22 protein-coding genes, 18 tRNA genes and 1 rRNA gene are annotated in these 23,310 nt (G+C 31.2%); 4 read left to right on the forward strand and 37 right to left on the reverse strand.

The genetic code is table 11. From position 1 onward, the window contains the following. Positions 1-90: 90 nt before the first annotated feature. The 10 genes from PNO30_RS05390 to tyrS form a co-directional block, all read right to left on the reverse strand. Positions 91-972, reverse strand: a complete 882-nt coding sequence (locus tag PNO30_RS05390; RefSeq protein ID WP_420319627.1) for an RluA family pseudouridine synthase — start codon at positions 970-972, stop codon at positions 91-93. Beyond that, the gene (locus tag PNO30_RS05395) at positions 965-1,789 is read right to left on the reverse strand and encodes an NAD kinase (RefSeq protein WP_271987441.1); all 825 of its coding nucleotides are present in this window, start codon (positions 1,787-1,789) and stop codon (positions 965-967) included. The genes PNO30_RS05390 and PNO30_RS05395 overlap by 8 nt, the downstream gene beginning before the upstream one ends. After that, positions 1,764-2,324: a DUF402 domain-containing protein gene (locus tag PNO30_RS05400; protein WP_003147394.1), complete on the reverse strand. Its 561-nt coding sequence runs from the start codon at positions 2,322-2,324 to the stop codon at positions 1,764-1,766. The genes PNO30_RS05395 and PNO30_RS05400 overlap by 26 nt, the downstream gene beginning before the upstream one ends. Before the next feature lie 189 nt (positions 2,325-2,513). Beyond that, positions 2,514-2,831, reverse strand: coding sequence for a metal-sulfur cluster assembly factor (locus tag PNO30_RS05405; RefSeq protein WP_003147395.1), 318 nt, complete (start codon positions 2,829-2,831; stop codon positions 2,514-2,516). A gap of 22 nt (positions 2,832-2,853) precedes the next feature. Then, on the reverse strand, positions 2,854-3,897 hold the full coding sequence (locus tag PNO30_RS05410) for a hypothetical protein (RefSeq protein ID WP_271987442.1): 1,044 nt from the start codon (positions 3,895-3,897) through the stop codon (positions 2,854-2,856). Positions 3,898-3,991: 94 nt separating this feature from the next. Next, on the reverse strand, positions 3,992-4,681 hold the full coding sequence (locus tag PNO30_RS05415) for a hypothetical protein (RefSeq protein ID WP_271987443.1): 690 nt from the start codon (positions 4,679-4,681) through the stop codon (positions 3,992-3,994). 134 nt (positions 4,682-4,815) lie between these two features. Continuing rightward, positions 4,816-5,820 (reverse strand): hypothetical protein, encoded by a 1,005-nt coding sequence (locus tag PNO30_RS05420; protein ID WP_271987444.1) that lies wholly within the window; start codon positions 5,818-5,820, stop codon positions 4,816-4,818. Between the two features lie 36 nt (positions 5,821-5,856). Next, a complete protein-coding gene (locus PNO30_RS05425; protein ID WP_271987445.1) occupies positions 5,857-6,894 on the reverse strand; it encodes a hypothetical protein in 1,038 nt (345 codons plus the stop codon). A gap of 17 nt (positions 6,895-6,911) precedes the next feature. Then, the gene (gene rpiA, locus PNO30_RS05430) at positions 6,912-7,586 is read right to left on the reverse strand and encodes a ribose-5-phosphate isomerase RpiA (RefSeq protein WP_271987446.1); all 675 of its coding nucleotides are present in this window, start codon (positions 7,584-7,586) and stop codon (positions 6,912-6,914) included. Between the two features lie 36 nt (positions 7,587-7,622). Further along, a complete protein-coding gene (gene tyrS, locus PNO30_RS05435; protein ID WP_271987447.1) occupies positions 7,623-8,876 on the reverse strand; it encodes a tyrosine--tRNA ligase in 1,254 nt (417 codons plus the stop codon). 180 nt (positions 8,877-9,056) lie between these two features. Here tyrS and PNO30_RS05440 point away from each other — a divergent pair, with 180 nt between their 5' ends. Next, on the forward strand, positions 9,057-11,408 hold the full coding sequence (locus PNO30_RS05440; protein WP_271987448.1) for a transglycosylase domain-containing protein: 2,352 nt from the start codon (positions 9,057-9,059) through the stop codon (positions 11,406-11,408). Between the two features lie 42 nt (positions 11,409-11,450). On the opposite strand, the gene PNO30_RS05445 is transcribed toward PNO30_RS05440, so the two are convergent. Together PNO30_RS05445 and ychF are read right to left on the reverse strand one after the other, a co-directional pair. Next, complete coding sequence (locus PNO30_RS05445) at positions 11,451-12,743, reverse strand: DUF6792 domain-containing protein (protein WP_271987449.1); 1,293 nt, start codon at positions 12,741-12,743, stop codon at positions 11,451-11,453. Positions 12,744-12,849: 106 nt separating this feature from the next. After that, complete coding sequence (gene ychF / locus PNO30_RS05450; protein WP_271987450.1) at positions 12,850-13,950, reverse strand: redox-regulated ATPase YchF; 1,101 nt, start codon at positions 13,948-13,950, stop codon at positions 12,850-12,852. Positions 13,951-14,222: 272 nt separating this feature from the next. Here ychF and PNO30_RS05455 point away from each other — a divergent pair, with 272 nt between their 5' ends. Both PNO30_RS05455 and PNO30_RS05460 read left to right on the forward strand, forming a co-directional pair. Continuing rightward, positions 14,223-15,071, forward strand: coding sequence for a VOC family protein (locus tag PNO30_RS05455; protein WP_271987451.1), 849 nt, complete (start codon positions 14,223-14,225; stop codon positions 15,069-15,071). Positions 15,072-15,216: 145 nt separating this feature from the next. Then, the gene (locus PNO30_RS05460) at positions 15,217-15,765 is read left to right on the forward strand and encodes a TVP38/TMEM64 family protein (protein WP_271987452.1); all 549 of its coding nucleotides are present in this window, start codon (positions 15,217-15,219) and stop codon (positions 15,763-15,765) included. A gap of 93 nt (positions 15,766-15,858) precedes the next feature. On the opposite strand, the gene PNO30_RS05465 is transcribed toward PNO30_RS05460, so the two are convergent. Beyond that, on the reverse strand, positions 15,859-16,980 hold the full coding sequence (locus PNO30_RS05465) for a YhgE/Pip domain-containing protein (RefSeq protein WP_271987453.1): 1,122 nt from the start codon (positions 16,978-16,980) through the stop codon (positions 15,859-15,861). Between the two features lie 212 nt (positions 16,981-17,192). Between PNO30_RS05465 and PNO30_RS05470 the strand changes: the two genes are divergently transcribed. After that, positions 17,193-17,798, forward strand: coding sequence for a TetR/AcrR family transcriptional regulator (locus PNO30_RS05470; protein WP_271987454.1), 606 nt, complete (start codon positions 17,193-17,195; stop codon positions 17,796-17,798). A 43-nt stretch (positions 17,799-17,841) separates the two neighbouring features. Here the strand turns inward: PNO30_RS05470 and PNO30_RS05475 are convergent, their stop codons facing one another. The 24 genes from PNO30_RS05475 to rrf all read right to left on the reverse strand — a co-directional run. Beyond that, the gene (locus PNO30_RS05475; protein WP_271987455.1) at positions 17,842-18,027 is read right to left on the reverse strand and encodes a DUF951 domain-containing protein; all 186 of its coding nucleotides are present in this window, start codon (positions 18,025-18,027) and stop codon (positions 17,842-17,844) included. A gap of 11 nt (positions 18,028-18,038) precedes the next feature. Next, complete coding sequence (locus PNO30_RS05480) at positions 18,039-18,902, reverse strand: mechanosensitive ion channel family protein (protein ID WP_271987456.1); 864 nt, start codon at positions 18,900-18,902, stop codon at positions 18,039-18,041. A 2-nt stretch (positions 18,903-18,904) separates the two neighbouring features. Continuing rightward, positions 18,905-19,765: a ParB/RepB/Spo0J family partition protein gene (locus PNO30_RS05485; RefSeq protein ID WP_271987457.1), complete on the reverse strand. Its 861-nt coding sequence runs from the start codon at positions 19,763-19,765 to the stop codon at positions 18,905-18,907. Next, the gene (locus PNO30_RS05490) at positions 19,758-20,516 is read right to left on the reverse strand and encodes a ParA family protein (protein ID WP_204641844.1); all 759 of its coding nucleotides are present in this window, start codon (positions 20,514-20,516) and stop codon (positions 19,758-19,760) included. Before PNO30_RS05490 ends, PNO30_RS05485 begins: the two co-directional genes overlap by 8 nt. Next, positions 20,494-21,378, reverse strand: a complete 885-nt coding sequence (locus PNO30_RS05495; RefSeq protein WP_271987458.1) for a ParB/RepB/Spo0J family partition protein — start codon at positions 21,376-21,378, stop codon at positions 20,494-20,496. Before PNO30_RS05495 ends, PNO30_RS05490 begins: the two co-directional genes overlap by 23 nt. Before the next feature lie 196 nt (positions 21,379-21,574). Then, positions 21,575-21,645, reverse strand: a tRNA-Trp gene (locus tag PNO30_RS05500). Between the two features lie 5 nt (positions 21,646-21,650). Continuing rightward, positions 21,651-21,734, reverse strand: a tRNA-Tyr gene (locus PNO30_RS05505). Positions 21,735-21,749: 15 nt separating this feature from the next. Further along, positions 21,750-21,822 (reverse strand) — tRNA-Thr (locus tag PNO30_RS05510). 4 nt (positions 21,823-21,826) lie between these two features. Further along, positions 21,827-21,902: transfer RNA gene (locus tag PNO30_RS05515), tRNA-Phe, on the reverse strand. A gap of 25 nt (positions 21,903-21,927) precedes the next feature. Then, positions 21,928-22,003: transfer RNA gene (locus tag PNO30_RS05520), tRNA-Asp, on the reverse strand. A gap of 14 nt (positions 22,004-22,017) precedes the next feature. Continuing rightward, a tRNA-Met gene (locus tag PNO30_RS05525) sits at positions 22,018-22,091 on the reverse strand. 10 nt (positions 22,092-22,101) lie between these two features. Then, a tRNA-Ser gene (locus PNO30_RS05530) sits at positions 22,102-22,194 on the reverse strand. A gap of 8 nt (positions 22,195-22,202) precedes the next feature. Next, positions 22,203-22,279, reverse strand: a tRNA-Ile gene (locus PNO30_RS05535). 29 nt (positions 22,280-22,308) lie between these two features. Continuing rightward, positions 22,309-22,385, reverse strand: a tRNA-Met gene (locus tag PNO30_RS05540). 27 nt (positions 22,386-22,412) lie between these two features. After that, positions 22,413-22,488 (reverse strand) — tRNA-Ala (locus PNO30_RS05545). 30 nt (positions 22,489-22,518) lie between these two features. Further along, positions 22,519-22,595 (reverse strand) — tRNA-Pro (locus PNO30_RS05550). Positions 22,596-22,605: 10 nt separating this feature from the next. Continuing rightward, positions 22,606-22,682: transfer RNA gene (locus PNO30_RS05555), tRNA-Arg, on the reverse strand. An 8-nt stretch (positions 22,683-22,690) separates the two neighbouring features. Beyond that, a tRNA-Leu gene (locus PNO30_RS05560) sits at positions 22,691-22,777 on the reverse strand. Positions 22,778-22,791: 14 nt separating this feature from the next. Further along, a tRNA-Gly gene (locus tag PNO30_RS05565) sits at positions 22,792-22,866 on the reverse strand. 13 nt (positions 22,867-22,879) lie between these two features. After that, a tRNA-Leu gene (locus PNO30_RS05570) sits at positions 22,880-22,964 on the reverse strand. A gap of 7 nt (positions 22,965-22,971) precedes the next feature. Next, positions 22,972-23,047, reverse strand: a tRNA-Lys gene (locus PNO30_RS05575). A gap of 8 nt (positions 23,048-23,055) precedes the next feature. After that, positions 23,056-23,131: transfer RNA gene (locus PNO30_RS05580), tRNA-Thr, on the reverse strand. 5 nt (positions 23,132-23,136) lie between these two features. Further along, positions 23,137-23,212, reverse strand: a tRNA-Val gene (locus tag PNO30_RS05585). Positions 23,213-23,221: 9 nt separating this feature from the next. Continuing rightward, positions 23,222-23,310: ribosomal RNA gene (gene rrf / locus PNO30_RS05590) — 5S ribosomal RNA — on the reverse strand; the annotation flags it as partial.

Genomic DNA, 23,310 nt, shown 5'->3' on the forward strand with positions numbered 1-23,310 from the left:
AATCTAATAACTATTTATATAAATTACTACAATATCTCTAAAATATATAACTGAAAATAATAAAATAAAAAACATAACAAGTAAAAATAATTACTCATTATGTTTAATTATATTGCTCATATCATCTGGTAAATTTGTACATACATTTACTTTTTCTCCAGAAATTGGATGGATAAACGCTAAATTACTGCAATGGAGTGCTTGCCTACTTATTAAGCTAACATCTCCACCATACAACTCATCACCCAAAAGTGGATACCCTAAGTATTTCATGTGCACTCTTATTTGATGAGTTCTTCCTGTATACAGTTTTAGTTTAACAATACTAACGTTATTTTTGAGACTATGTTTTTCTAACCAATATTCAGTCTTGGCATACTCTCCATCTTCTCCTACCTCACGTTCTATAATACTAGAGCTTACTCGACGTATAGGTGCCTCAATTATTCCATGTTGTTCTATTTTTCCATTTATTAACGCAGTATAATACTTATCTATCTCCATATTACTAAATAATGCGTGAATATGTCTATGTTTAGCTATTAATACTAAACCTGATGTATTTTTATCAAGACGCGTTACTATATGAGGAATTGAATTAATATTTTTCTCTCTAAAATAGTAATTTACTCTCTCTAACAATGATTCATCTTCAACATTTCTAGATGGTATTGAAGGCAGATTAATTTCTTTGTTCACAATTAAAAAATAAGCATCTTCATACACAATTTCGATAGTTTTATCTATAAATCTAACAAAGTCACTATAATTTTCACTCGGAAGAGTAATTTCTACAATATCGCCTTCTTTTAAGATATATCTGACATTTTCTTCCTTGCTATTTACTTTTATACTACCATCATTATCAAACTTTATTCTAGTAAGAGTTTTTCTAGAAATATTGTTTTCTAGAAGAAATTCCCTTAACACTTGCTCATTTTTAACTACATACTTCAAAATAATATTAGTCATTTTTAATAAATGATCTCTTCACTCGTTGCCAAAAACTGTCATCATTATAACGAATAAAAGAAACTTTCTTATCCTTTGCTAAAGTAATTTTTATTTTTGAAACACTGTCATAATTAAAGTGCATATGATCCACTGTAATACGATGATTTTCCTTATCTATCGGTTTTATCATAAGTTCGTCATCTTGAGATAGTATTAGAGGATTTCCTAACGTTCTATAAACAAGATTATTTAATGCTGCAATTTCAGTCACTTGATACAACGGTAACTGTGGGTGAATTACCGCTCCTCCTAGGCTTTTGTTATATGCAGTTGAACCGGTAGGCGTACTAATGCATAGTCCATCGCCTCTAAAACTTTCAAAATGGACACCATTAATATATACCTTAGCCGAATACGTGCTTCCAGTATGATTATTAACTGTAATTTCATTTAAAGAATAATAATCTGAAACTAAATCTCCATTTGAACAATATGCTTTTACTCTTAATAAAGGATATTCTTCAATTTTCGGTTTTAAAGCTAACATATCAAAAAAGATTCTTTCGTAATTTTGAACTGAGTAGTCTGTATAAAATCCTAAGTGCCCTGTATGAATAGATAAGAATTTGATATTATCTAAATTATCCATATACTTATTAAATGTTCGCAGTACGGTCCCGTCTCCACCAACCGCAAAAACATAGTCAGGATTCTCTTTATCTTCTTTCATATCACTAGATAAAAGAAACTCTTTTAACTTCAAACCAATCTTTTCTGATATTTCGTCATGTCTGACCTCTACACTAAATTTACCTTCTAACATTTTGATCTTCACCCATTATTTTTTCATAGTTTTCTAACCATACATCTGCAAAATCTGGTGCAAGCGCTCCGTGATTTTTATCAATCCATTCTTGAAGTTTGTTTACATTATATTTTAATATTTTATCTATTTTTTCACCATACTGATAACGTGCTTTATTTTGATTATATTCGTCTTCATCTAGTAAGAAATATTTTCCATCTGGATATTTTTTTATATCTAAATCATAGTCAATATATTTTACTCCATCTACGTCATATGCAAATGGACTACTTAAATTCGAATAATAGTGAACTCCATCTTCTCTAAACATACAAATTATATTAAACCAACATTCATTATGGAAATAAACTAGTGCTATCTCTTTTGTAACCCATGTTCTTCCATCACTCTCTGTCACAAGAGTTCTGTTGTTTGCTAAAATCAGAACTTGTTCATCCGCTTCCAGTACAACATTCTTGTGCCAAATTCTATGAATAGATCCATCATGTTTATACGCTATAATTTTTACTACATCACCTTTTTTAGGCTTTTCTCCTCTGTACATAGTTCCTCCTTTCATACTCATTTTTAATGTCTTTTTAATTATAACATATTTAATATATTTCATTCTACTGTAATAACTATTTTTTTATAAATTTCTAAAACTAATGAATCTCTGTTTTTTTAATAACAAAAAAGCAACTTCAAAATTCTTTTTAAAATCAATTTTGAAATTGCTTTTTGTATTTATATTTTATTCGTAATCTATTACCCCTAGAGCAATTTTAGCATATCGTGACATTTTATCTTTTGTCCATGCTGGTTCCCAAACTATATTTACATCTACTTTTTCTATCTCATCAACACCAAGCATTGCTGTCTCAACTTGCTCGATGATAATAGGAGCTAGAGGACATCCCATAGATGTCAATGTCATGTCCACTATAGCGTGCTTATTATCATCACTCATCTTAACATCATATACTAGTCCTAGGTTCATTATATCGATACCAAGCTCAGGGTCTATTACATTTTCTAATGCTTCTATTACTCTATCTTTTAATGTTTCCATTTATTCTACCTCTTTCTTATTCTTAAAAATCATATTCTACTTCTTTTCCGTATTCTTCTTTTAATATTTTTCCTAATTCAGTAATTTCTGCTGTTGCATCTTTATAATATGAACACATTTTTATTACTTCATTTGATTCAAATTCTCTATGAATTTCCGCTGTATAGTACTGGATATTATTTTTCGAATCATTTATATCACTAAAAGTAATCTTCAAAAATCCTGATAATAATTCGAAATTAAACACCCCTCCATAAAATACCAATGCGTCTTTATATATTAAAACTCTTAAATTTTTATTTATATATTTTGCATCTCGCACTAAAATATCTACATCATATTCTGTCTCTGGATATTCAATGAATAATTCTTCATATTCCGCTTTAGATTTTCTAATACCTTTTATTATAGATCTAATTAACAATAATGTAGCCAAAACAATAGCAGCAGGAAATCCATAAATACCTAGGTAATATATAGTTCCAGGTACTTTTATATAGACATTTGAAATAAAAGGTTTTTCTTGTAATTTACTTTTATAATTAGCTTCTGTCTTATCTAATCCAAGGTCTTTAATTACCTCTAGGATTCTAACTTTAATCAAAGTACTATGGTCTGCAGCAGTATTGAATTTATCTAACAATTCAGAAGAAATATTAGTTTTTCCTTTGCTTCCTTTTTCTTCTATTACATCGATAATAGAATAAAGATTTTTATCTTTCAGATTTATAATCTTGCCTTCTGGAACATCACTACTTTGGATTAATTTCTTAATATCTTTTTGTGTAGCCTTTAATATTACAAAACCATTTTCGTGTTGAACCATATAAAATTTTTCATCGTCAGCTAATTTTTCATCTACTATATCAAGTTTTTCGATTGCTTCTAATTTAATATAAGTAATTCCGGAATAATTCCCCGTGAATTGATCACCTTCATTATATAACGTTTCAGCAGACTTTGTATAGCTATTATATGAAGCTCTAGTAGCGATCAAACTAACAAAAATCAAGTTTATAGCAATGAATATTTTTAACCTTGTTCCTCTTAAATAACTCTTCTTCATAACTTCACTTCCTTTTTTATTTAAACTTTTCTTTACACACTAAAATATCTATAACACGTTCTATCTATAAATATTCAATAATAAATTTTTCATATTAATCTCTAGATTTTCTAATATCTTTAATTATAGAAGTTATCAAAAATAATGTACCTAGAATAAAAATCGTAGTAAATACATAAGTACCCATGTAATATAAATAACCAGGTACTATTAGATAAACATTAGAAACAAAAGGTTTTTCTTTTAATTTTTTATAGTAAGATTCTGTTTTATTTGAGCCCTCTTCTTTTAATACATCTGAAACTCTTCCCTTAATCAAAGAACTATGTTTTGCTGCATCATTGAATTTATCTAATAATTCAAAAGAAATATGAACTCTGTCTCTCTTTCTTCCTTTTTCGCTTTTTACATCAACACGAGAATAAATATTTTTATCTTTTAGATTTATTATTTCTCCCTCTGGTACATCACTAATGTGAATTAATTTCTTAATATCATCTTGTGCAGCTTTTAATATTACAAAACCATTTTCGTGTTGAACCATATAAAATTTTTCGTCTTCGTCTAGTTCTTTATCTACTATATCTAGTTCCTCAAGAGCTTCCAATTTAACATATGTAATCCCTATACTTTCACCTTCAAATTGATCACCTTTTTCATATGACCTTTCAGGAGATTGTATGGTGTCATTATATGTTGATCCAACAGCTATAATACTAACAAAAATAAACATTATAGCAAAAACTAATTTTAACCTTATACCTTTTGGTCTCCTTTTCTTCATAACTTTCCTTTTCGTCCTTAATTATTTAGATTTTCTATAATTATACTTTTTGTTTTCATTATAAATTTTGAAATACCCTCTATTCGCTATTTTTCAGGTATTCTCTTAACGTTTTAATATTTTAATATTTTTTATCAAAAATTATATCTTACTGTTTTCCCGAAAGTTTCTTTTAATGTTTTTCCTAGTTCGTCAATATCTTCTCTTAAATTTTTATAGTTCGAACAGACTTTTACTTTTTCGTCTGTTTCAAAATTATTATGGAAATATGCTATATAGCTTATACCTCTACCTTTTCGAATTTCCCTATCAAAAGTTACCTTTGAAAAACCTGATAATAATTGGAAATTAAACCCTCTACCATATATTATTAATGCATCTTTGTATATTAGAACCTTTAGTTTTTTGTTTATATATTTTGCTTCTCGTACTAAAATATCTAAATCTCGTTCTGTCTCCGGATATTCAATGAATAATTCTTCGTACTCAGCTTTATTTTTTCTAATATTTTTTATTACAGATTTAATTAAGAAAAACGGAATAAGAAGAAATACTACTTCCATTGCATAAGCTCCAATATCAGATCCTTTAACAGGTACTGCTAAATAATAGTTGGAAAGAAATGGTTTTTCTTGTAATTTACTTGATTGATTATCTGACACACTCTCTCTAAATATTAAACTGTGCTCAGCAGCATTTTCAAATTTTTCTTTTAATTCTGGAGAGATATTTAATTTTTCCCACTTACTTTCTCTTTCAAATATAGCATTAACACGAGAGTAAATATTTTTATCCTTTAAATCTATTAATTTTTCATTTGGTATATCATTACTTTGTATTAATTTCTTAACATCTTCCTTAGAAGCTTTTAACATTACAAAACCATGTTCATGCTGGAGCATATAGAATTTTTGATTATCTTTTAAGCTATCATCTTTAATATCTAACTCTTCAAGGGCTTCTACCTTAATAAAAGTATAACCACTAGATTTTTGGAATTGTTTTCCCTCTTTATACTGCACTTCTGCTGATTTTGTTCTATCATCATAAAGGCTTTGGATCCCCCCGATACTCATCAGAACGAACAATATTGCAAAGAATAATGTTAGCCATGTTCCTCTTAAATAACTCTTCCTCATAACTTCCTTCATGTCCTTAATTATTTAGATTTTTTATTAAAAATTATACCTTACTGTTTTTCCAAAGGTTTGTTTTAATATTTTTCCTAATTCATCAATATCTTCTCTTGAATTTTTATAGTTCGAACAGACTTTTACTTTTTCGTCTGTTTCAAAATTATTGTGGAAGTGTGCTATATAGCTTACAACTCTACCTTTTCGAATTTCTCTACCAAAAGTTACCTTTGAAAAACCTGATAACAATTGGAAATTGAACCCTTTGCCGTATAATATTAATGCATCTTTGTATATTAGGACTTTTAATCTTTTGTTTATATATTTTGCTTCTCGTACTAAAATATCTAAATCTCGTTCTGTTTCCGGATATTTAATGAATAATTCTTCATATTCAGCTTTATTTTTTCTAATATCTTTTATTACAGATTTAACTGAGAAAAATGTAATAAGAAGAATTACTACTTCCACTGCATAAGTTAAAAAATAATATCCTTTACCAGGCACTGTTAAATAAAACTGTGAAGTAAATGGCTTTTCTCGTAATTTACTTGAAGAACCATCTACACTTTTCTTTATTACAATTTCATTAACTATATCTGAAACTCTTGCTCTAATTAGTGAACTATGCTCTGCAGCATTTTTAAATTTTTCTTTTAATTCTGGAGAGATATTCTTCCTCCCCTTACTTCCTCTTTCAAAGATGGCATCAACAGGAGAATAAACATCTTTATCCTTTAAATCTATTAATTTTTCATTTGGTATATCATTACTTTGTATTAATTTCTTAACATCATCCTTAGAAGCTTTTAACATTACAAATCCATGTTCATGCTGGACCATATAGAATTTTTGATTATCTTTTAAGCTATCATCTTTAATATCTAACTCTTCAAGTGCTTCTACCTTAATAAAAGTATAACCACTAGATTTTTGGAATTGTTTTCCTTCTTTATACTGAACTTCTGCTGATTTCGTTCTATCGTCATAAAGGTTTTGGATCCCCCCGATACTCATCAGAACGAACAATATTGCAAAGAATAGTTTTAACCATGTTCCTCTTAAATAACTCTTCCTCATAACTTTCCTTCACGTCCTTAATTATTTGGATTTTCTATAATTACAGCTCCCTGTTCTGTTCCTTTAATGCATAGTTTGCACATATTTAAAAATAACCCATGCTCTACTACTCCAACTATACTTTCTAGTTTTTCTTTTACAGCTTTAATATCAAATCCGTAACCTAAGTGTAAATCTACAATGTAATTATTGTTGTCTGTTATAAGAGTTGCTCCATCCTTTAATCTTAACACTGGTTTTAAGCCCGCTTCTTCCATTTTTCTTATAGTATGACTATATCCAAATGGTAATATTTCTACAGGTAAGTTGAAATTTCCAAGTTTTTCTACATCTTTACTTTCGTCATAGATCCAGATTACTTCACGAGCAATATCAGCAACTATTTTTTCTCTAAATAATGCTGCTCCCCCGCCTTTTATCGCATTAAAATCCTTATCGATTTCATCTACTCCATCAACAGCAAGATCAATATGATCAATCTCTTCTAGTTCTTTGATTGAAAGACCCAAACTTTTAGCTAGTTCAACCGTTTGAATTGACGTTGATACCATTTCAACATTCAATCCTTCTTTTACTCTGTCAGCTAGTGCATGAACAAAATAGAATACAGTCGACCCTGTCCCTAAACCAACTATCATACCATCTTTTACATATTCTACAGCTTTTTTACCAACGACTTCTTTTAAATTCATTTCGGTTCCCCTCTTTATGTATATGTTACTTTCAAATTATTTATATTCTACTAATAGATATTTCTTCTTACCACGTCTAAGTACTGTAAATCCATCTTCTAGTCTATCTTTAGCTTCTACAACATATTCTAAGTCTGTAACTTTATCTCCATTCACATAAACAGCACCATTGTTTACATCTTCACGAGCTTGACGTTTTGATTGAACTAGATTGCTTTCAACTAAGAAGTCTACGATATTGTATTCTTTTTTTTCTAATTCAGATTTTGGCATTCCTTTAACAGCTGCTTTTAATTCGTCATGAGTTAATTCTTTAATGTTTCCTGAGAATAATGCTTTTGTAATATTTAATGCACTTTCTAATGCTTTTTCACCGTGAACAATTTTCACCATTTCTTCAGCTAATGCTTTTTGAGCAAGACGTAGGTGTGGTTCTTTTTCTGAACTTTCTCTTAATGCTTCAATTTGGTCTTTTTCTAAGAATGTGAATTTTTTAAGAGCTGGTACTACTTCTGTATCCGCAGTGTTAAACCAGAATTGGTAAAATTCATAAGGTGTTGTTTGTTCTGGATCTAACCATACTGCTCCACCAGTAGATTTACCAAATTTAGTTCCGTCAGATTTAAGCATTAATGGGATAGTGAATCCATACGCCTCAACATCTCCACGAAGTTTTCTCATTATTTCTAGACCAGTAGTAATGTTACCCCATTGGTCAGAACCACCAATTTGTAATTTTACATTGTGGTGTTCATTTAAGTAAGCATAGTCAATCCCTTGTAGTATAGTATAACTGAATTCTGTAAATGATAATCCATTATCTAAACGGCTTGAAATTGAATCTTTCGCTAATAGGTAATTAATGTTTACTAATTTTCCGTAATCACGTAAAAATTCAATCATAGATAGTTTACCTAACCAGTCAAGGTTATTTACGAATTCGATATTGTCATCTCCACGGAAAATATTACGAAGTTGCGCTTCAAGACGACGAGCGTTATCTTCGATTACTTCAAGGCTTTGTAATTGACGTTCTTCGCTTCTTCCTGATGGGTCTCCGATAATACCAGTTCCTCCACCTACTAAAATAACAGGTTTATGTCCATGTTGTTGAAATCTTTTTAATGTTAAAAATGGAAGTAAGTGACCAATGTGTAATGAGTTTCCTGTTGGATCTGTACCACAGTAAATTGATACACTTTCTTTTTCTAATAATTCTTTTATTCCTTCTTCATCTGTTTGTTGATAAACTAAATCTCTATATTTTAAATCTTCTAATAATTTACTCATTAAAATGCCTCCATATCAATTTTTATACACTTACTTCAATTATAACATATTTTTATTTTTTGTTTTATCTTTTTCTTTTAATTTGAATATAAAATATATTATTCACTAGCATATGATTTAGTCTTTCATATAAAAATATGGTATAATATAGCTAATAGTATGCAATCTAAGGAGATTACAATGAAATTTAAGAAGATATTAACTTCTATGACTCAAGCCCTTCTTCTTTCACTTGGACTGTTAATCAGTCTAAGTATGGGACTTGCTATTGGGTATGTAGGTGGCCTTGTAAAAGATCAACCTGTTTTAACTCAAAAAGAAATGAAGGAACAAATAAATAACATTAGTAAGAACAGTGAAGTATACTTTGGTAGCGGAGAAAAACTTGGTACAATAAACTCCGAATTAATTAGAAAAACTGTTTCTTACGAAAATCTAGGAGACAATGTCAAAAATGCAATAATTGCGAGCGAAGACTCTAACTTCTACTCTAATAGCGGAATTAATATTTTTGCTATACTAAGGGCTACACATAGTGAAGCTACGGGAGCTAGAACATCTGGAGGAAGTACAATTACTCAGCAATTAGTAAAAAATCAGCTTCTTGACAATTCTAGATCTTACGAAAGAAAAGCGAAAGAAATATTACTAGCACTACGTGTAGATAGTCACTTCTCAAAAAATGAAATTCTTGAGAATTATCTAAATGTTGCTCCATTCGGAAAAAATAGTTTAGGTCAAAATATCAGCGGTATAGAAACTGCTGCTCAAGGTGTTTTCGGTGTTCATTCTAAAGATTTAAATGTGGCACAAGCAGCATATTTAATTGGATTTGTTCAATCACCATATAAATACACACCTTTTGATGCAGCTGGTAATGTTCGCCCAGATGAAGAACTTCAAGCTGGATTAGATAGACAAAAATATGTACTTGAAAGAATGGTTGCGAATGATTTCATCACAAAAGAGCAAATGGAAGAAGCTAAGAAATTTGATATTAAAGGTGCATTTACTAAACAAAAATATTCTGAATATACTGACTATCCATATATTCGTGATGAGGTTACTAGTTCAGTTGCTGAAATTCTAGCTGAACAAACAGCAGCAAGAAATAATAGACAAGAAGACTTCAAGACTAACTCGGATTACAGAAATGAGCTAATCGAAAAAAGTCGAATTAAATTTATTACTGGAGGATATAAAGTAAAAACAACACTTGATAAAAAACTTTATGATACTCTTCAAGAAACAAAAAAACAATTTGCTTCTTATCCTACATATTCTCAAGGGGGAGTTGTTTATCCTTTAGAAATTGGTGCCTCAGTAATAGAAAATAACAGTGGTAAGCTTTTAGCTTTTATCGGTGGTATGGATTATAACAAACAACAACTTAACCATGCTACAAGAACAAGACGTTCTCCAGGTTCAACGATAAAACCATTATTAGTTTATGGACCTGCAATAGATAAAGGTTATATTACACCTAATTCTACTCTTTTAGATAAACGTTTCAATTATAATGGTTGGCATCCTGAAAACTATGATGATTCGCAACATGGTTATCTTCCAGCAAGACAAGCATTAGGAGGATCTCTTAACTTAGCAACAATAAGATTGTATTCTGCCTTCCAAAAAGAAGAACCTGTAAAGAATTACTTAGAGAAAATGGGCATCGGTGGCCTTACAGCTAGTGATAAAGAAAATCTAGCTACATCTATTGGTGGTATGACGTATGGTTTTTCTGTAACAGAAAACACTAGTGCATTTTCTACTTTTGGAAATAAGGGTGAACATAAAAAAGCTCATATCATAGAAGAAATTGAAAATAATGATGGTGAAGTTATTTATAAAGCAGATTTTTCACCTGTTAAAATCTATGAAGAATCAACAAGTTACTTAATGGTTGATATGCTTGGAGATGTTATTAATAAGAGCTATGGTATATCTAGAGATATGCCAAGCAAACTAAAATTTAGCTCGAAAAATCTATTTGTTAAAACAGGGACATCTGAATACTATAAAGACCTTTGGGTTGTTGGTGGTACTACTAAGGTAACTGTTGGACTATGGAATGGTTATGATAGTCCCGCAAAAGTACCAAGCTATGACTACGCTCAAAGAAGTTGGATTGCTGTCATGAATGCTATATACACATTAGATAAAAATATTATTTCCCCTGATACAGCATTCACCCGACCTAGCTCAGTTACTGAGTCTAGCATTAATCCTTATAACAATGCTAAAGGGGGCACAAAAGATCTCATACCTACTGGCTTTAAAGAATTATCTAAAGAAAAAACATTAGCTAAATTAGGTTCTAATATAGATAAAGGTGTTTCATTTGGAGATCCGGCAAAAGTAGTAGTCAAGAAACAAGAAGCTAAAAAAGAGGACAAAAAAGAAGATAAAGAGAAGAAGGAAGACAAAGATAAAAAAGAAACAAATAATAGTTCAGATCCTGTCACTCCTACAACTCCATCTTCTCCACCCCCTATCTTGAAACCAGTTGCACCTGGTGACAATTCAGATTAAACTAAAAAGTCAACATGAATGACATTTTCATGTTGACTTTTATTATTTCACTTTTTCTAGTACATCGTAGAAAGATGGTAAATCATGTGCTTCAGCTATTTCTGACCAATTTCCTACATCGTCTAAACCTTTAGCATGAGTTAGCGTATAAATTGCCTTAGTTAATGTGTAAAATTCTTGCAATGGTTTTAATAAGTTCTTAAGATTTGATTTACTCGCATCTCCCATTACTTTTTCATAGAGTGTTGTCGCTTTTTTACTATCATTACAATTTATTACATCATCTGATATGATTCCTGAGTGTGCTAAATACAATAAGTAATTATAAATTGCCTTAAACGTTCTGTATGAATCTATAATTCCTACTTCACTAGAAGTTTTTACTCCCTTTTTATAAGAGAAATTACTAATTTGTTGTTGAATTGGTATTTTTATCTTTTCTACAATCAATCCTATAAATTCATCCGTCACCTGTTTTTGATTTTCTACTACATCATCTGGTGTAATATTTTTTTCAATTAACCTATTATAAAAATCGCAGAAAATTTTATCTAATTCATACGTATCCTCTTCTGTTAAATACTCTTCAGGCGCAACAAAGTTCTTTATTATCTCAGGAAACTCTATAGTTTTTCCTACATGAAATGTTCCCACCGTCATATTTAACGATTGTATGAAATCATTTTTCCTCACAAAATTATATATATGATGAGAATTTTTTGCATAATAATTAGAAGTAAAATTCTGTAGTTTGTTAGTCTCTTCTAAATCTTTTTCTAAAAAATACTCTTCCAGTTTTTTATTAAATTTTTTATCGTATTTTCTTAGTTGTTTTAACTGAGGTAAAGCTGTATTAAATGTGTAAACTCGTTGATATGTCTGTTTTAGCAGTTCCACAGTAATTGCTATATGCCCCCCAAGAGAGTGACCAGCAGCAACTTTATAACAAGAGTCAAAGTTTACAATCTTTCTTTTTAAAAACTTAGTAAATTTACATGCAGAATCTATTTGGCTAGTATTTTCCCCCGAAACGATTCCTGTATAATTATAAAACCAATCGCTAATATCTTCACTCTCACTTCCTCTATAAATAACAAGAAGCTCATTAAGCTCTGGAATGTATATCGCAGTAGCTTGGAATCCATTTTTGGTAATCTTTGGAACTGATAGCCCACTATTATATACTTCAATATCCTTAAAAACTTCTCCAGTAACATCTTTTATAATTCTTTTTATTTTATATTCTGCTGTACTCTGTTTCTTATTTCCTTTAATTAAATACTCATACTCTGTTAATTTAGCTACAAGTAATGGATTATGGAAAAATCTTAACATAGTCAAATCACCTCTTTTATATAAAAATAATTATAACATATTTTATAGAGAATATAAAAATTCTATATCTTCTCAAGTTATGAGAAAATATAGAATTCTATTTTTATTATACGTTAAATCTAAATAACATAATGTCGCCGTCTTTTACTTCGTACTCTTTACCTTCTAGACGTACACGACCTGCTTCTTTAGCTTTTGACATACTTCCGTATTCAACTAAGTCATCATAACTTACAGTTTCAGCACGGATAAATCCACGTTCAAAGTCTGAGTGGATAATTCCAGCACATTCAGGAGCTAACATACCTTTTTTGAATGTCCATGCACGTACTTCTTGTACACCTGCTGTGAAGTATGTTGCTAATCCTAATAGGCTGTAACTAGCTTTGATTAGTTTGTCTAATCCACTTTCATCAATTCCTAGTTCTTCTAAGAACATTGCTTTTTCTTCATCTTCTAATGAAGCCATTTCTTCTTCGATTTTCGCACAAACTACGATTACTTGGCTACCTTCGCTTGCAGCAAATTCACGAACACTTGCAACGTGTTTATTAGCATCAACGTCTAGTAAATCATCTTCACTTACGTTAGCAACATAAAGCATAGGTTTCATTGTTAATAAATGTAATCCTTTTGCGATTTTTTGCTCTTCTTTATCTAATTCTAAAAGTCTAGCTGGTTTTTCTTCTTTAAGAATATCACGTACTTTAGAAAGCACTGCAAATTCTGCAACAGCATCTTTATCTTTTTGTTTAGCTTGTTTTTCAACACGTCCGATACGTTTTTCAACACTTTCTAAGTCTGCTAAGATTAACTCTAAGTTAATAACTTCGATATCGTATAATGGATCTACACCACCTGCAACGTGTGTAATATTTTCATCTTCAAAACATCTAACAACTTGACAAATTGCATCTACTTCACGGATGTGACTTAAGAATTTATTTCCTAGTCCTTCACCTTTAGAGGCACCTTTTACGATACCAGCGATATCAGTAAACTCGAATGATGTTGGTACTGTTTTTTTAGGTTCTACTAATTCTGTTAATTTATTTAATCTGTGGTCTGGTACTTCAACAATCCCTATGTTTGGATCAATTGTTGCGAAAGGATAGTTCGCAGCTAATGCCCCTGCTTTTGTAATTGCGTTAAAAAGTGTACTCTTTCCTACGTTTGGTAATCCTACTATTCCGGCTGTTAATGCCATAGTATCAATCACTCCTTTTCTTCATTAATTTCTTATATTACTTAGGCCTTGCCTACTCAACTTAACTATTATAACATAAAACACAAAACTTATCATTTAATATTATGCTATTTAAAAATATTTTTGTTAATAAGCACTAATTTCATCTATTAGTATACTAAAAGATACTAACTATTATAAAAGTACGTACTTTACAAAATATATTGTGGTATGTAAAATATATTACAAGATATAAATTTCTGTGAAAAAAATTAAAAGGATGGTAATTAACTATGAAAAAATACAATTCGAATATTAAACTTGGAACTGCAACACTTAATGTTGTAAACTTTGACAGACAACTTAAATTCTACACAGAAGCTATGGGGATGACTATAATTTCTAAAAAAGAAACTGAAGCTACTTTAGGTACTTCTGATAACACTCCGCTTCTTCACTTAAAAAAAGTTGATGGTCCACTAGTTCGTTCTTATGGACTATATCACATAGCTTATCTAGTTCCAAATGAACAAAGTCTAGCTAATATACTACGTCACTTTATAGATTCAAACATTCCTTTAGATGGTGGATCTGACCACGGTTATAGTAATGCTTTATATTTAAGTGATATTGAAGGTAATGGCATAGAAGTATATTATGACAAAGATGAAAGTACTTGGGATAGAAAAGAAGACGGTAAAATCATAGGAGTAACTGAACCTATAGATGCTAATCATCTACTTAATATTTCTGAAACTGTAGTACCTTATACTTTACCAGTGGGTACTATTATTGGTCATGTTCATCTAAGTGTTCAAAACTCTAAAGTTTCTTCTAACTTCTATCAAGAAGTACTAGGATTTAGTGATAAATTCACTGTGGCTAGTGCAAGTTGGATTGCTTATGGTGATTATCATCATCACCTTGCTGTTAACCACTGGGGTGGTCCTAACCTAAGTCTTAGACAAAAAGGTACACCAGGTTTAGATCATTTTGAAATTATATTTATAGATGATATTACTTACAACAAAGTTGTGGAAAATATAAAAAATAACAACGCTAAAATCATCTCTGAATATGACGGAAAAATCATCATTAATGATCCTAATGGAATTGAAATTCATTTAATAAAAGAAGTATAATATTTAAAAATCTTTACGTGGGTGACTCATCAAAATCAATTTCTTTGAAATCACACTTTTCGAGTCACTCACTTTTAGTTTTTATTCGCCTATTTCCCTAGCTTTATGATATAATAAGAATATTATTTTAGTAGAAGGAGGAACTATGCAAGATTTTATAGCACAATTTGGTAGCTTTGCACCTATAGTTTTTTTTATACTAGCATCTATATTACCAATATTTTTATTCCCACCAGGAATATTTTCTGCGATTGGTGGTTATTTATTTGGTTTTACTCATGGTTTTATCCTTTCGATAATTGCATCAATAATCTATACTAGCGTGATGTTTATCATTTCAAGATATTTTGCCAGTGATTATGTAGAAAAATACTTAGCAAAAAAACTATCGAAAAAACAATATGATACAATTTTCGGTATAAGTGAAAATAAACTAACAATGTTTCTAATAATCTATAGATTAATCCCAGTTCTTCCAAACAGTGTTATCTGTTACTCATATGGTTTAACTAGAATATCTTTTAAAAAATATTTTATCGGTAACATTATAGGCCTGATTCCTGGAAAAATGATTTGGTTACACTTCGGTACAACTCTTAACAACATTGGAAGTATAGAATTTTTATACGGTATAATTATTGTTTTATCTTTTGTCTTTATCAGTTCTAAAGTAGCAAAGCAATTTAATAAATAATATTAATAAAAAGCTAATGATTCTATTTAAAGATTCACTAGCTTGTTTATATGGGTCTATAATAATTCCCCCCTGAAAAGGGGTAGTTTTATCTTAATTTTTAACTTTTTCTTTTTTTATTATACTTGTTAATGTTAAAGTTACACCAACTATTACTACATAAATCAATTCTTTAGTAGCTAGATTCCAAGCACCTTGACCAAAGTATAAAATATTTTTTACTCCGTCAAATAACATACGCATTGGTAACCATGGTAACACCCAATCTGTATAGAAACTACTTAGCATTTCAGGTTCTAATGATAGCAATGGCATTGCAAAGAATAATAGTAAAGCAGACAGTGGAGCTCCTGCTAGTCCTATTAAGCTAATTGTACCAAAGATTATCGTCATAAATGTGAATGTTGCAATACTTAAAAATGTTGCAATACCTGAATAATTATCTACTGTCACTCCTAAAATCCTTTCTGAGAAATACGGAGCCAGTAAGCCTAGTGTTATAGAAACTAAACCTAATATACATAGTTGAACTATTTTTTGTACTGCTTTATCTTTAATTGAGTTCTCTTCTTTACGACTATACATAAATAATATAATACTTCCTGCTAAAGAAGTTATCCAAATTGGTAAAAAATATACTGATGGAGCAGTTGAGAAATCACCAGTAGTATTAATATTCTCTACGTTAACTCTAACTGGATTCATTAAGTTTCCAATTACTTTTGCTGGTAAAGGCTTATTTGATGCTTCAGCTTGTTTTATTATTTGTGTGCTAACCATCTTCCCACTATTATTCACAACCTGTGTAAGAATTTGTGAGACTTGAGCTGAAAGTTGGCTATTCATACCTTGGTTAACAAGTACTGTGAATTCAGGGGTTTGTGGATTAGAAGACACTAATGTAGCTAAAGATTTTGTGTAATTTTCTGGAATAACAATTGCACCATAGTATTCTTTATTATTCATTTTTTCTATAGCTTCATCTTTACTACCTACTTCTATCCATTTTACACTAACATTATCATTTAAAGTTGATCTTTCTTTAAGTTTTTCTATCATCGTAGCAGTTGTTTCATTTTTATCTTGATTTACTATTGCGAGAGGTAAATCTGTAATTTTTGGATTTACTGTTGGTATTTGAGTACTCATAATTATACTCAATACTACTACGGCAACAGAAAGAAGTATTCCTGTTATTTTTCCATATTTTTTCATTTTCTTTTCCTCTATTTCGATTATAGATATTTTTATTCTTTTTATTCTAAATTCTTTCTTTATATTTTTTGCAACACCTTGTTGCTCTTTTGATGGTTTTATTATATAATTTTTATGAATAAAAAACGAGAGTCAAATTACTACAAATTGTTGCATTTTAGACAAATTATTATAATTTGTTTCTTATTTAATATAAAAAAGAGGATATTTCTATGGTATATAAAAAAAAAATAACAAAAACTCAAAAAAAATTCGAAGAATCATTACTTAAATTAATGGAAACAAAAAAATTCGAAGCGATTACTGTTAATGATATTACGGAACTTGCAAATGTTAATCGTTCAACATTTTATAGGCATTATTTTGACAAATATGAATTGTTAGAAAAAATTGAAGATAATATTTTAAATGATGTTCTTACTTATCAATCTAATATCATAAATAAACTCAATAAAAATGAGATTACTAAAGACTTTAAACTTACAGACTATGTTAGTACTGATACAAACCTTTTTATTGTATACGAAGGACGTTTAAATGAAATAAAAATATTGCTGGGTCACAACGGAAGTAACAGCTTTAGAAAAAAAATTCGTCTTACTATGCTTGATATTTTCAAACAAACATCTAATCTTGCAAATTTAAATGCTAGCAATCAAGAAATAGAATTGTTATTTCAATTTTTAGTTGGAAGTTTTATGTCTATATTAGATTACTGGACAGATAATCAGGAGTTAACACCTACTGAACTTTTCTTATTTTACAGTTCTTTGTATTCTAATGGAGTAGTCAATTTTCTAAAGGACAAAATGATATAACAAAAAAGACAACAAAACATGTGTTTGTTGTCTTTCATTGATATTAAGAATGTTTTTCTAATATTTTTTTAATTTTTTTGTTAAACTCACGTCTTGGCATCATAATGTTATTATCACACTTTAGGCATTTTATCTTTATATCTGCTCCCATACGTGTAATTTGCCATCTATTCGTTCCACAAGGGTGTTGTTTTTTCATTTCAACTATATCATTTAATTCGTATTCCACAATCCAACCTCCTATTTTTCTTCATTCGATGTTAATGAAGATTCAAACTCTCTATAAAAATCACGTCTTAACATTGTTTCCACATCTTGTTTTTTCCCAACTTTTGCTTTTCCAATAACATGAATTGTAACAACGTTGTCAGCAATTTTTTCTATATAATCGATATGGAATTTATCGTTCTTATATAATAAATCATGATATTCTTTTTTATTATTAGCATTATTAACTACTTTGTTTACTCGGTCTTCTATTTCTTCAATAGATTTATCAATTTTTATCGGTAACTCTACTAAAGCTAAGTTGTACATTAATGAGTAATTTACAACTTGATTAATAGTTCCATTCGGAATAAAGTAAACTTCACCATTTTTAGAACGGATCTTAGTAGAACGTAAACCAAGTGACATTACATAACCACCTGCAATAAAAGCTGCTTGGTTGTATATTTTCACATTATCTCCTACATCAAATTGTCCTTCAAGAATAATGAAAAATCCAGATATAATATCTTTAACTAAGCTCTGTGCACCAAAACCAATAGCTACCGATGCTATACCTGCACTGGCAACAATACTTGTAGTATTAACTCCTAGGATTGACAATACTTGGAAAAATGCAATAAAGTATACTGTATAACGAACTGCACTTCTTACAAGTTTATGTAAAGTTTCTGATCGTTTCTCATTAAACTTTATATTAAACTTCTTATTGGCATTATCTCCAGTTGTCATTATATAATCAATAATTCTATTAAATATACGTACTAAAATTGATGCAATAATAAAAATTACGATTATAAGTAATATTTTTTCTAAAACTGTGATTAGTAAGTCAGTGTTGCTTACTGATGTTTTTATCTTTTCAATAAAATTCATAATTACTCATCCTTGAATAATGAAATAATACGTTCAAATTCATCATTATCTTTGAACTCAATTTCTATCTTACCTTTTTTATTACGACTTTGTTTAATCGTTACAGAAGTTCCTAGCAGTTTTTTAAGATTGTTTTCTTGTTCTTCTATAAATATATCCTTAGCTCTTGGTTTCTTAATCTCTTTAGGTTTTAATAACTTCGCTACATATTCTTCTAGCTCACGAACTGACATTTTTCTATCAATTACTAAAGCACAAACTTCTTCCATAGCTTTTTTTGTTTTTAATGAAAGTAAAGTTCTTGCGTGAGCTGCACTTATTAGCCCTTGTTCAAGCTTATTTTTTATTTCTGTAGGTAATTTTAATAGTCGTAAGCTATTGGCGATATACGGTCTACTTTTACCAAGTTTCTTAGCCAATTCTTCTTGGGTTAATGACATTTTATCCATCAGATTTTTATAACTTTCTGATTCTTCTAGCGCTGATAAATCTTCACGTTGCAAGTTCTCTAGAACCGCAAAAATCATCATTTCTTCATCTGTCATTTCTTTAATAATAGCTGGAATTTCTTTCTTACCTAGCAGTTCAAAAGCTCTATAACGGCGCTCCCCTGCTATAATATAATAACCTTTTACAGCTTTTTTTACAATAATAGGTTGTAATAATCCATTTTTTTCAATTGATTCTTTTAATTCATTTAACTTCTCTTCATTAAAATAAGTACGTGGTTGATATGGATTTTTCTTAATCTCTTCTAATGAGATTTCTACTATTTTATCGCTATCAGTAGTTAACTCTACATTTTCAGTAGCGAAAATTGCATCAAGACCACGACCTAATCCCTTACCTAGTTTCTTAGCCACGCTCAATCACCTCTTTAGCTAATGATAAATATTGTTTTGCACCATTAGAATTTTTAGCATATTCAATAATTGGTTCACCAAAACTTGGTGCTTCACTTAAACGTACAGTTCTTGAAATAACTGTGTTAAATGCTTTATCTTTAAAGTGTTCTCTAACTTGCTCTGCTACCTGATTAGATATATTTGTTCTACTATCAGTCATAGTAAGTAATACACCGAAAATATCTAATTTAGAGTTCAAGTGCTTTCTAACTATATTAAATGTATTCATAAGCTGGCTAAGCCCTTCTAAGGCATAATATTCAGTTTGTACAGGAATTATTACCCCATTAGCTGCAGTTAAAGAATTTAACGTAATTAGACCTAAAGACGGTGGACAATCGATTACCACATAGTCATATTTTTCTTTAATTTCCGAAATTGCATTTTTCATACGTTGTTCACGACTAATCGCTGAAACTAGTTCAACTTCTGCACCTGCTAATGCTATGCTAGATGGAACTATATCTAAGTTCTCATAAGCTGTTTTTAAAATAACATCATTAATATTAACTTCATCAACAAGTATGTTATAAATTGATTGTTCTATCGCTGCTTTATCTACACCTACACCGCTCGTAGCATTAGCCTGTGGATCAGTATCTATTAATAATACTTTTTTCTTTAAATGTGCTAGAGACGCAGCTAAATTTATTGAAGTAGTTGTTTTACCAACTCCACCTTTTTGATTACATATCGCTAAAATTTTCATCTTTTACCTCTTTATTTACGTATCTTGGTATGGTAACTTTAATAACCACACTATCCATATTTTCTTCTTCTTCTTTGTTAAGACTAATATTATACTTTTCTTCTAATTTTGCTATTTCTTTTGTAAGTTTTGCTATAACTTTCTGACCATCATAATTAACGGCAGTATTAAAAACTTTAATATCTTTTTTAATCTTTAAATAAGTATCAATTTTTTCTTCTGTTTGAGAAACATTTAGATTTTGTGATAAAATCTGAATTAATAATTTCTCTTGAGCAGAAGCATCTAATTTAACCATAGCTCTACCATGTCGCTCAGTAATTTTTTTAGTATTAATAGCATCAATAACTTTATCACTTAATTTTAATAATCGTAACTTATTAGCAACAGTAGCCTGTGTTTTCCCTAATGATTTCGCAAGCTCATCTTGAGTAAGCTTATTGATGCTTAATAACTCTTGATATGCATGCGCCTCTTCTATAGGTGTCAATTCTTCCCTTTGAATATTTTCAATTAGCGCAAGAGTCGCCATCTGTTCATCTGTAAGTTCTTTTACAATAGCTTTAGTTGTAGGATACTGTAGGTACTTAATAGCCCTTAATCTTCTCTCCCCAGCTATAAGCTCATAAAACCCATTCCCTATATCACGAACAGTAATAGATTGAAGTAATCCATTTTGTTTTATAGACTCTGCTAATTCTTTTATTTTTTCTTCTGTAAATTCTCTTCTAGGCTGATATTTATTAGGAACAATCTTTTCAACTAATATTTCTCTAAGGACATCATCATCTGAAATACCGACTTTCTCAGCTCTTTGTGTTAAATCATACAGTTTACTAAATGGTTTTACACTTTCACTCATATTTTACCTCCTATGGCACTTCTATACAATAATACAATAACATAATTACTATCTTTTGTCAAAAGTATTTCCCAAAAAATATAACACTATAACCTGTATATTTTAGGTATTTCAAAGAATATTTCCTGAGAATATATGAAATTTAGTTATTTTTTTGATAAAAAAAAAGTGTAATCATAAATGATTACACTTTGAACAGGGACGGCAGGAATCGAACCCACACCAAAGGTTTTGGAGACCTTTGTTCTACCGTTAAACTACGTCCCTAAGAATGGTGGGAAGAAGTGGATTCGAACCACTGAACCCTAAGGAGCGGATTTACAGTCCGCCGCGTTTAGCCTCTTCGCTATCTTCCCAAAATATAAAAAAAATGCCGGCCAGAGGACTTGAACCCCCGACCTACTGATTACAAGTCAGTTGCTCTACCAACTGAGCTAGGCCGGCAACATGGTGCCTCGAGACAGAGTCGAACTGCCGACACATGGAGCTTCAATCCATTGCTCTACCAACTGAGCTATCGAGGCATTATTAAATTTTTACATAAAAAAATGGCGGTCCCGACGGGAATCGAACCCGCGATCTCCTGCGTGACAGGCAGGCGTGATAACCGCTACACCACGGGACCTAATTATTAAAAAATTGCGGGAGATGGATTTGAACCATCGACCTTTGGGTTATGAGCCCAACGAGCTGCCAGACTGCTCCATCCCGCGATAATAAAAATGGAGGAGGAAAGGGGATTCGAACCCCTGCGAGCTTTTACACTCCTGTCGGTTTTCAAGACCGATCCCTTCAGCCGGACTTGGGTATTCCTCCTTGATAAATGGTGGACTCTGCAGGACTCGAACCTGCGACCGATCGGTTATGAGCCGATAGCTCTAACCAACTGAGCTAAGAGTCCGTGTTCCTAGAGAATTCACTAACTATTATTGGTGGCGGCAGAGGGGATCGAACCCCCGACCTTACGGGTATGAACCGTACGCTCTAGCCAGCTGAGCTACGCCGCCAATAAAGGCTAAATTCATTATTTAAAATGGTGGAGCCTAGCGGGATCGAACCGCTGACCTCCTGCGTGCAAAGCAGGCGCTCTCCCAGCTGAGCTAAGGCCCCATATTAATAATGTTTAAATATTCTTTTAAATGGTCGGGAAGACAGGATTCGAACCTGCGACCCCTTGGTCCCAAACCAAGTGCTCTACCAAGCTGAGCTACTTCCCGTATATTTAAATGGCGCGCCCAAGAGGAGTCGAACCCCTAACCTTTTGATCCGTAGTCAAACGCTCTATCCAATTGAGCTATGGGCGCTAATATAATGGTGCCGAGGACCGGAATCGAACCGGTACGGTATTGCTACCGCAGGATTTTAAGTCCTGTGCGTCTGCCAGTTCCGCCACCCCGGCACTATATTAACTATTGGAGCGAAAGACGGGATTTGAACCCGCGACCCTCACCTTGGCAAGGTGATGTTCTACCCCTGAACTACTTTCGCGAATATCTAGAAATGGTGCGGGTGAAGGGAGTCGAACCCCCACGCCGTGAGGCGCTAGATCCTAAGTCTAGTGCGTCTGCCAATTCCGCCACACCCGCAAAAGAATGGTGAGCCATGAAGGACTCGAACCTTCGACCCTTTGATTAAAAGTCAAATGCTCTACCAACTGAGCTAATGGCTCTAAATAAATGGTGCCGGCCAGAGGACTTGAACCCCCGACCTACTGATTACAAGTCAGTTGCTCTACCAACTGAGCTAGGCCGGCATAAATGGTGGAGGTTAACGGGATCGAACCGCTGACCCCTTGCTTGTAAGGCAAGTGCTCTCCCAGCTGAGCTAAACCTCCGAATCAAAAGCCTGGCAACGTTCTAGTCTCACAGGGCGTAAGCCCAACTACATTCGACGCTAAAGAGCTTAACTTCTGTGTTCGGTATGGGTACAGGT

Source organism: Gemella haemolysans, assembly GCF_028308085.1.
Taxonomy (GTDB): domain Bacteria; phylum Bacillota; class Bacilli; order Staphylococcales; family Gemellaceae; genus Gemella; species Gemella haemolysans_D.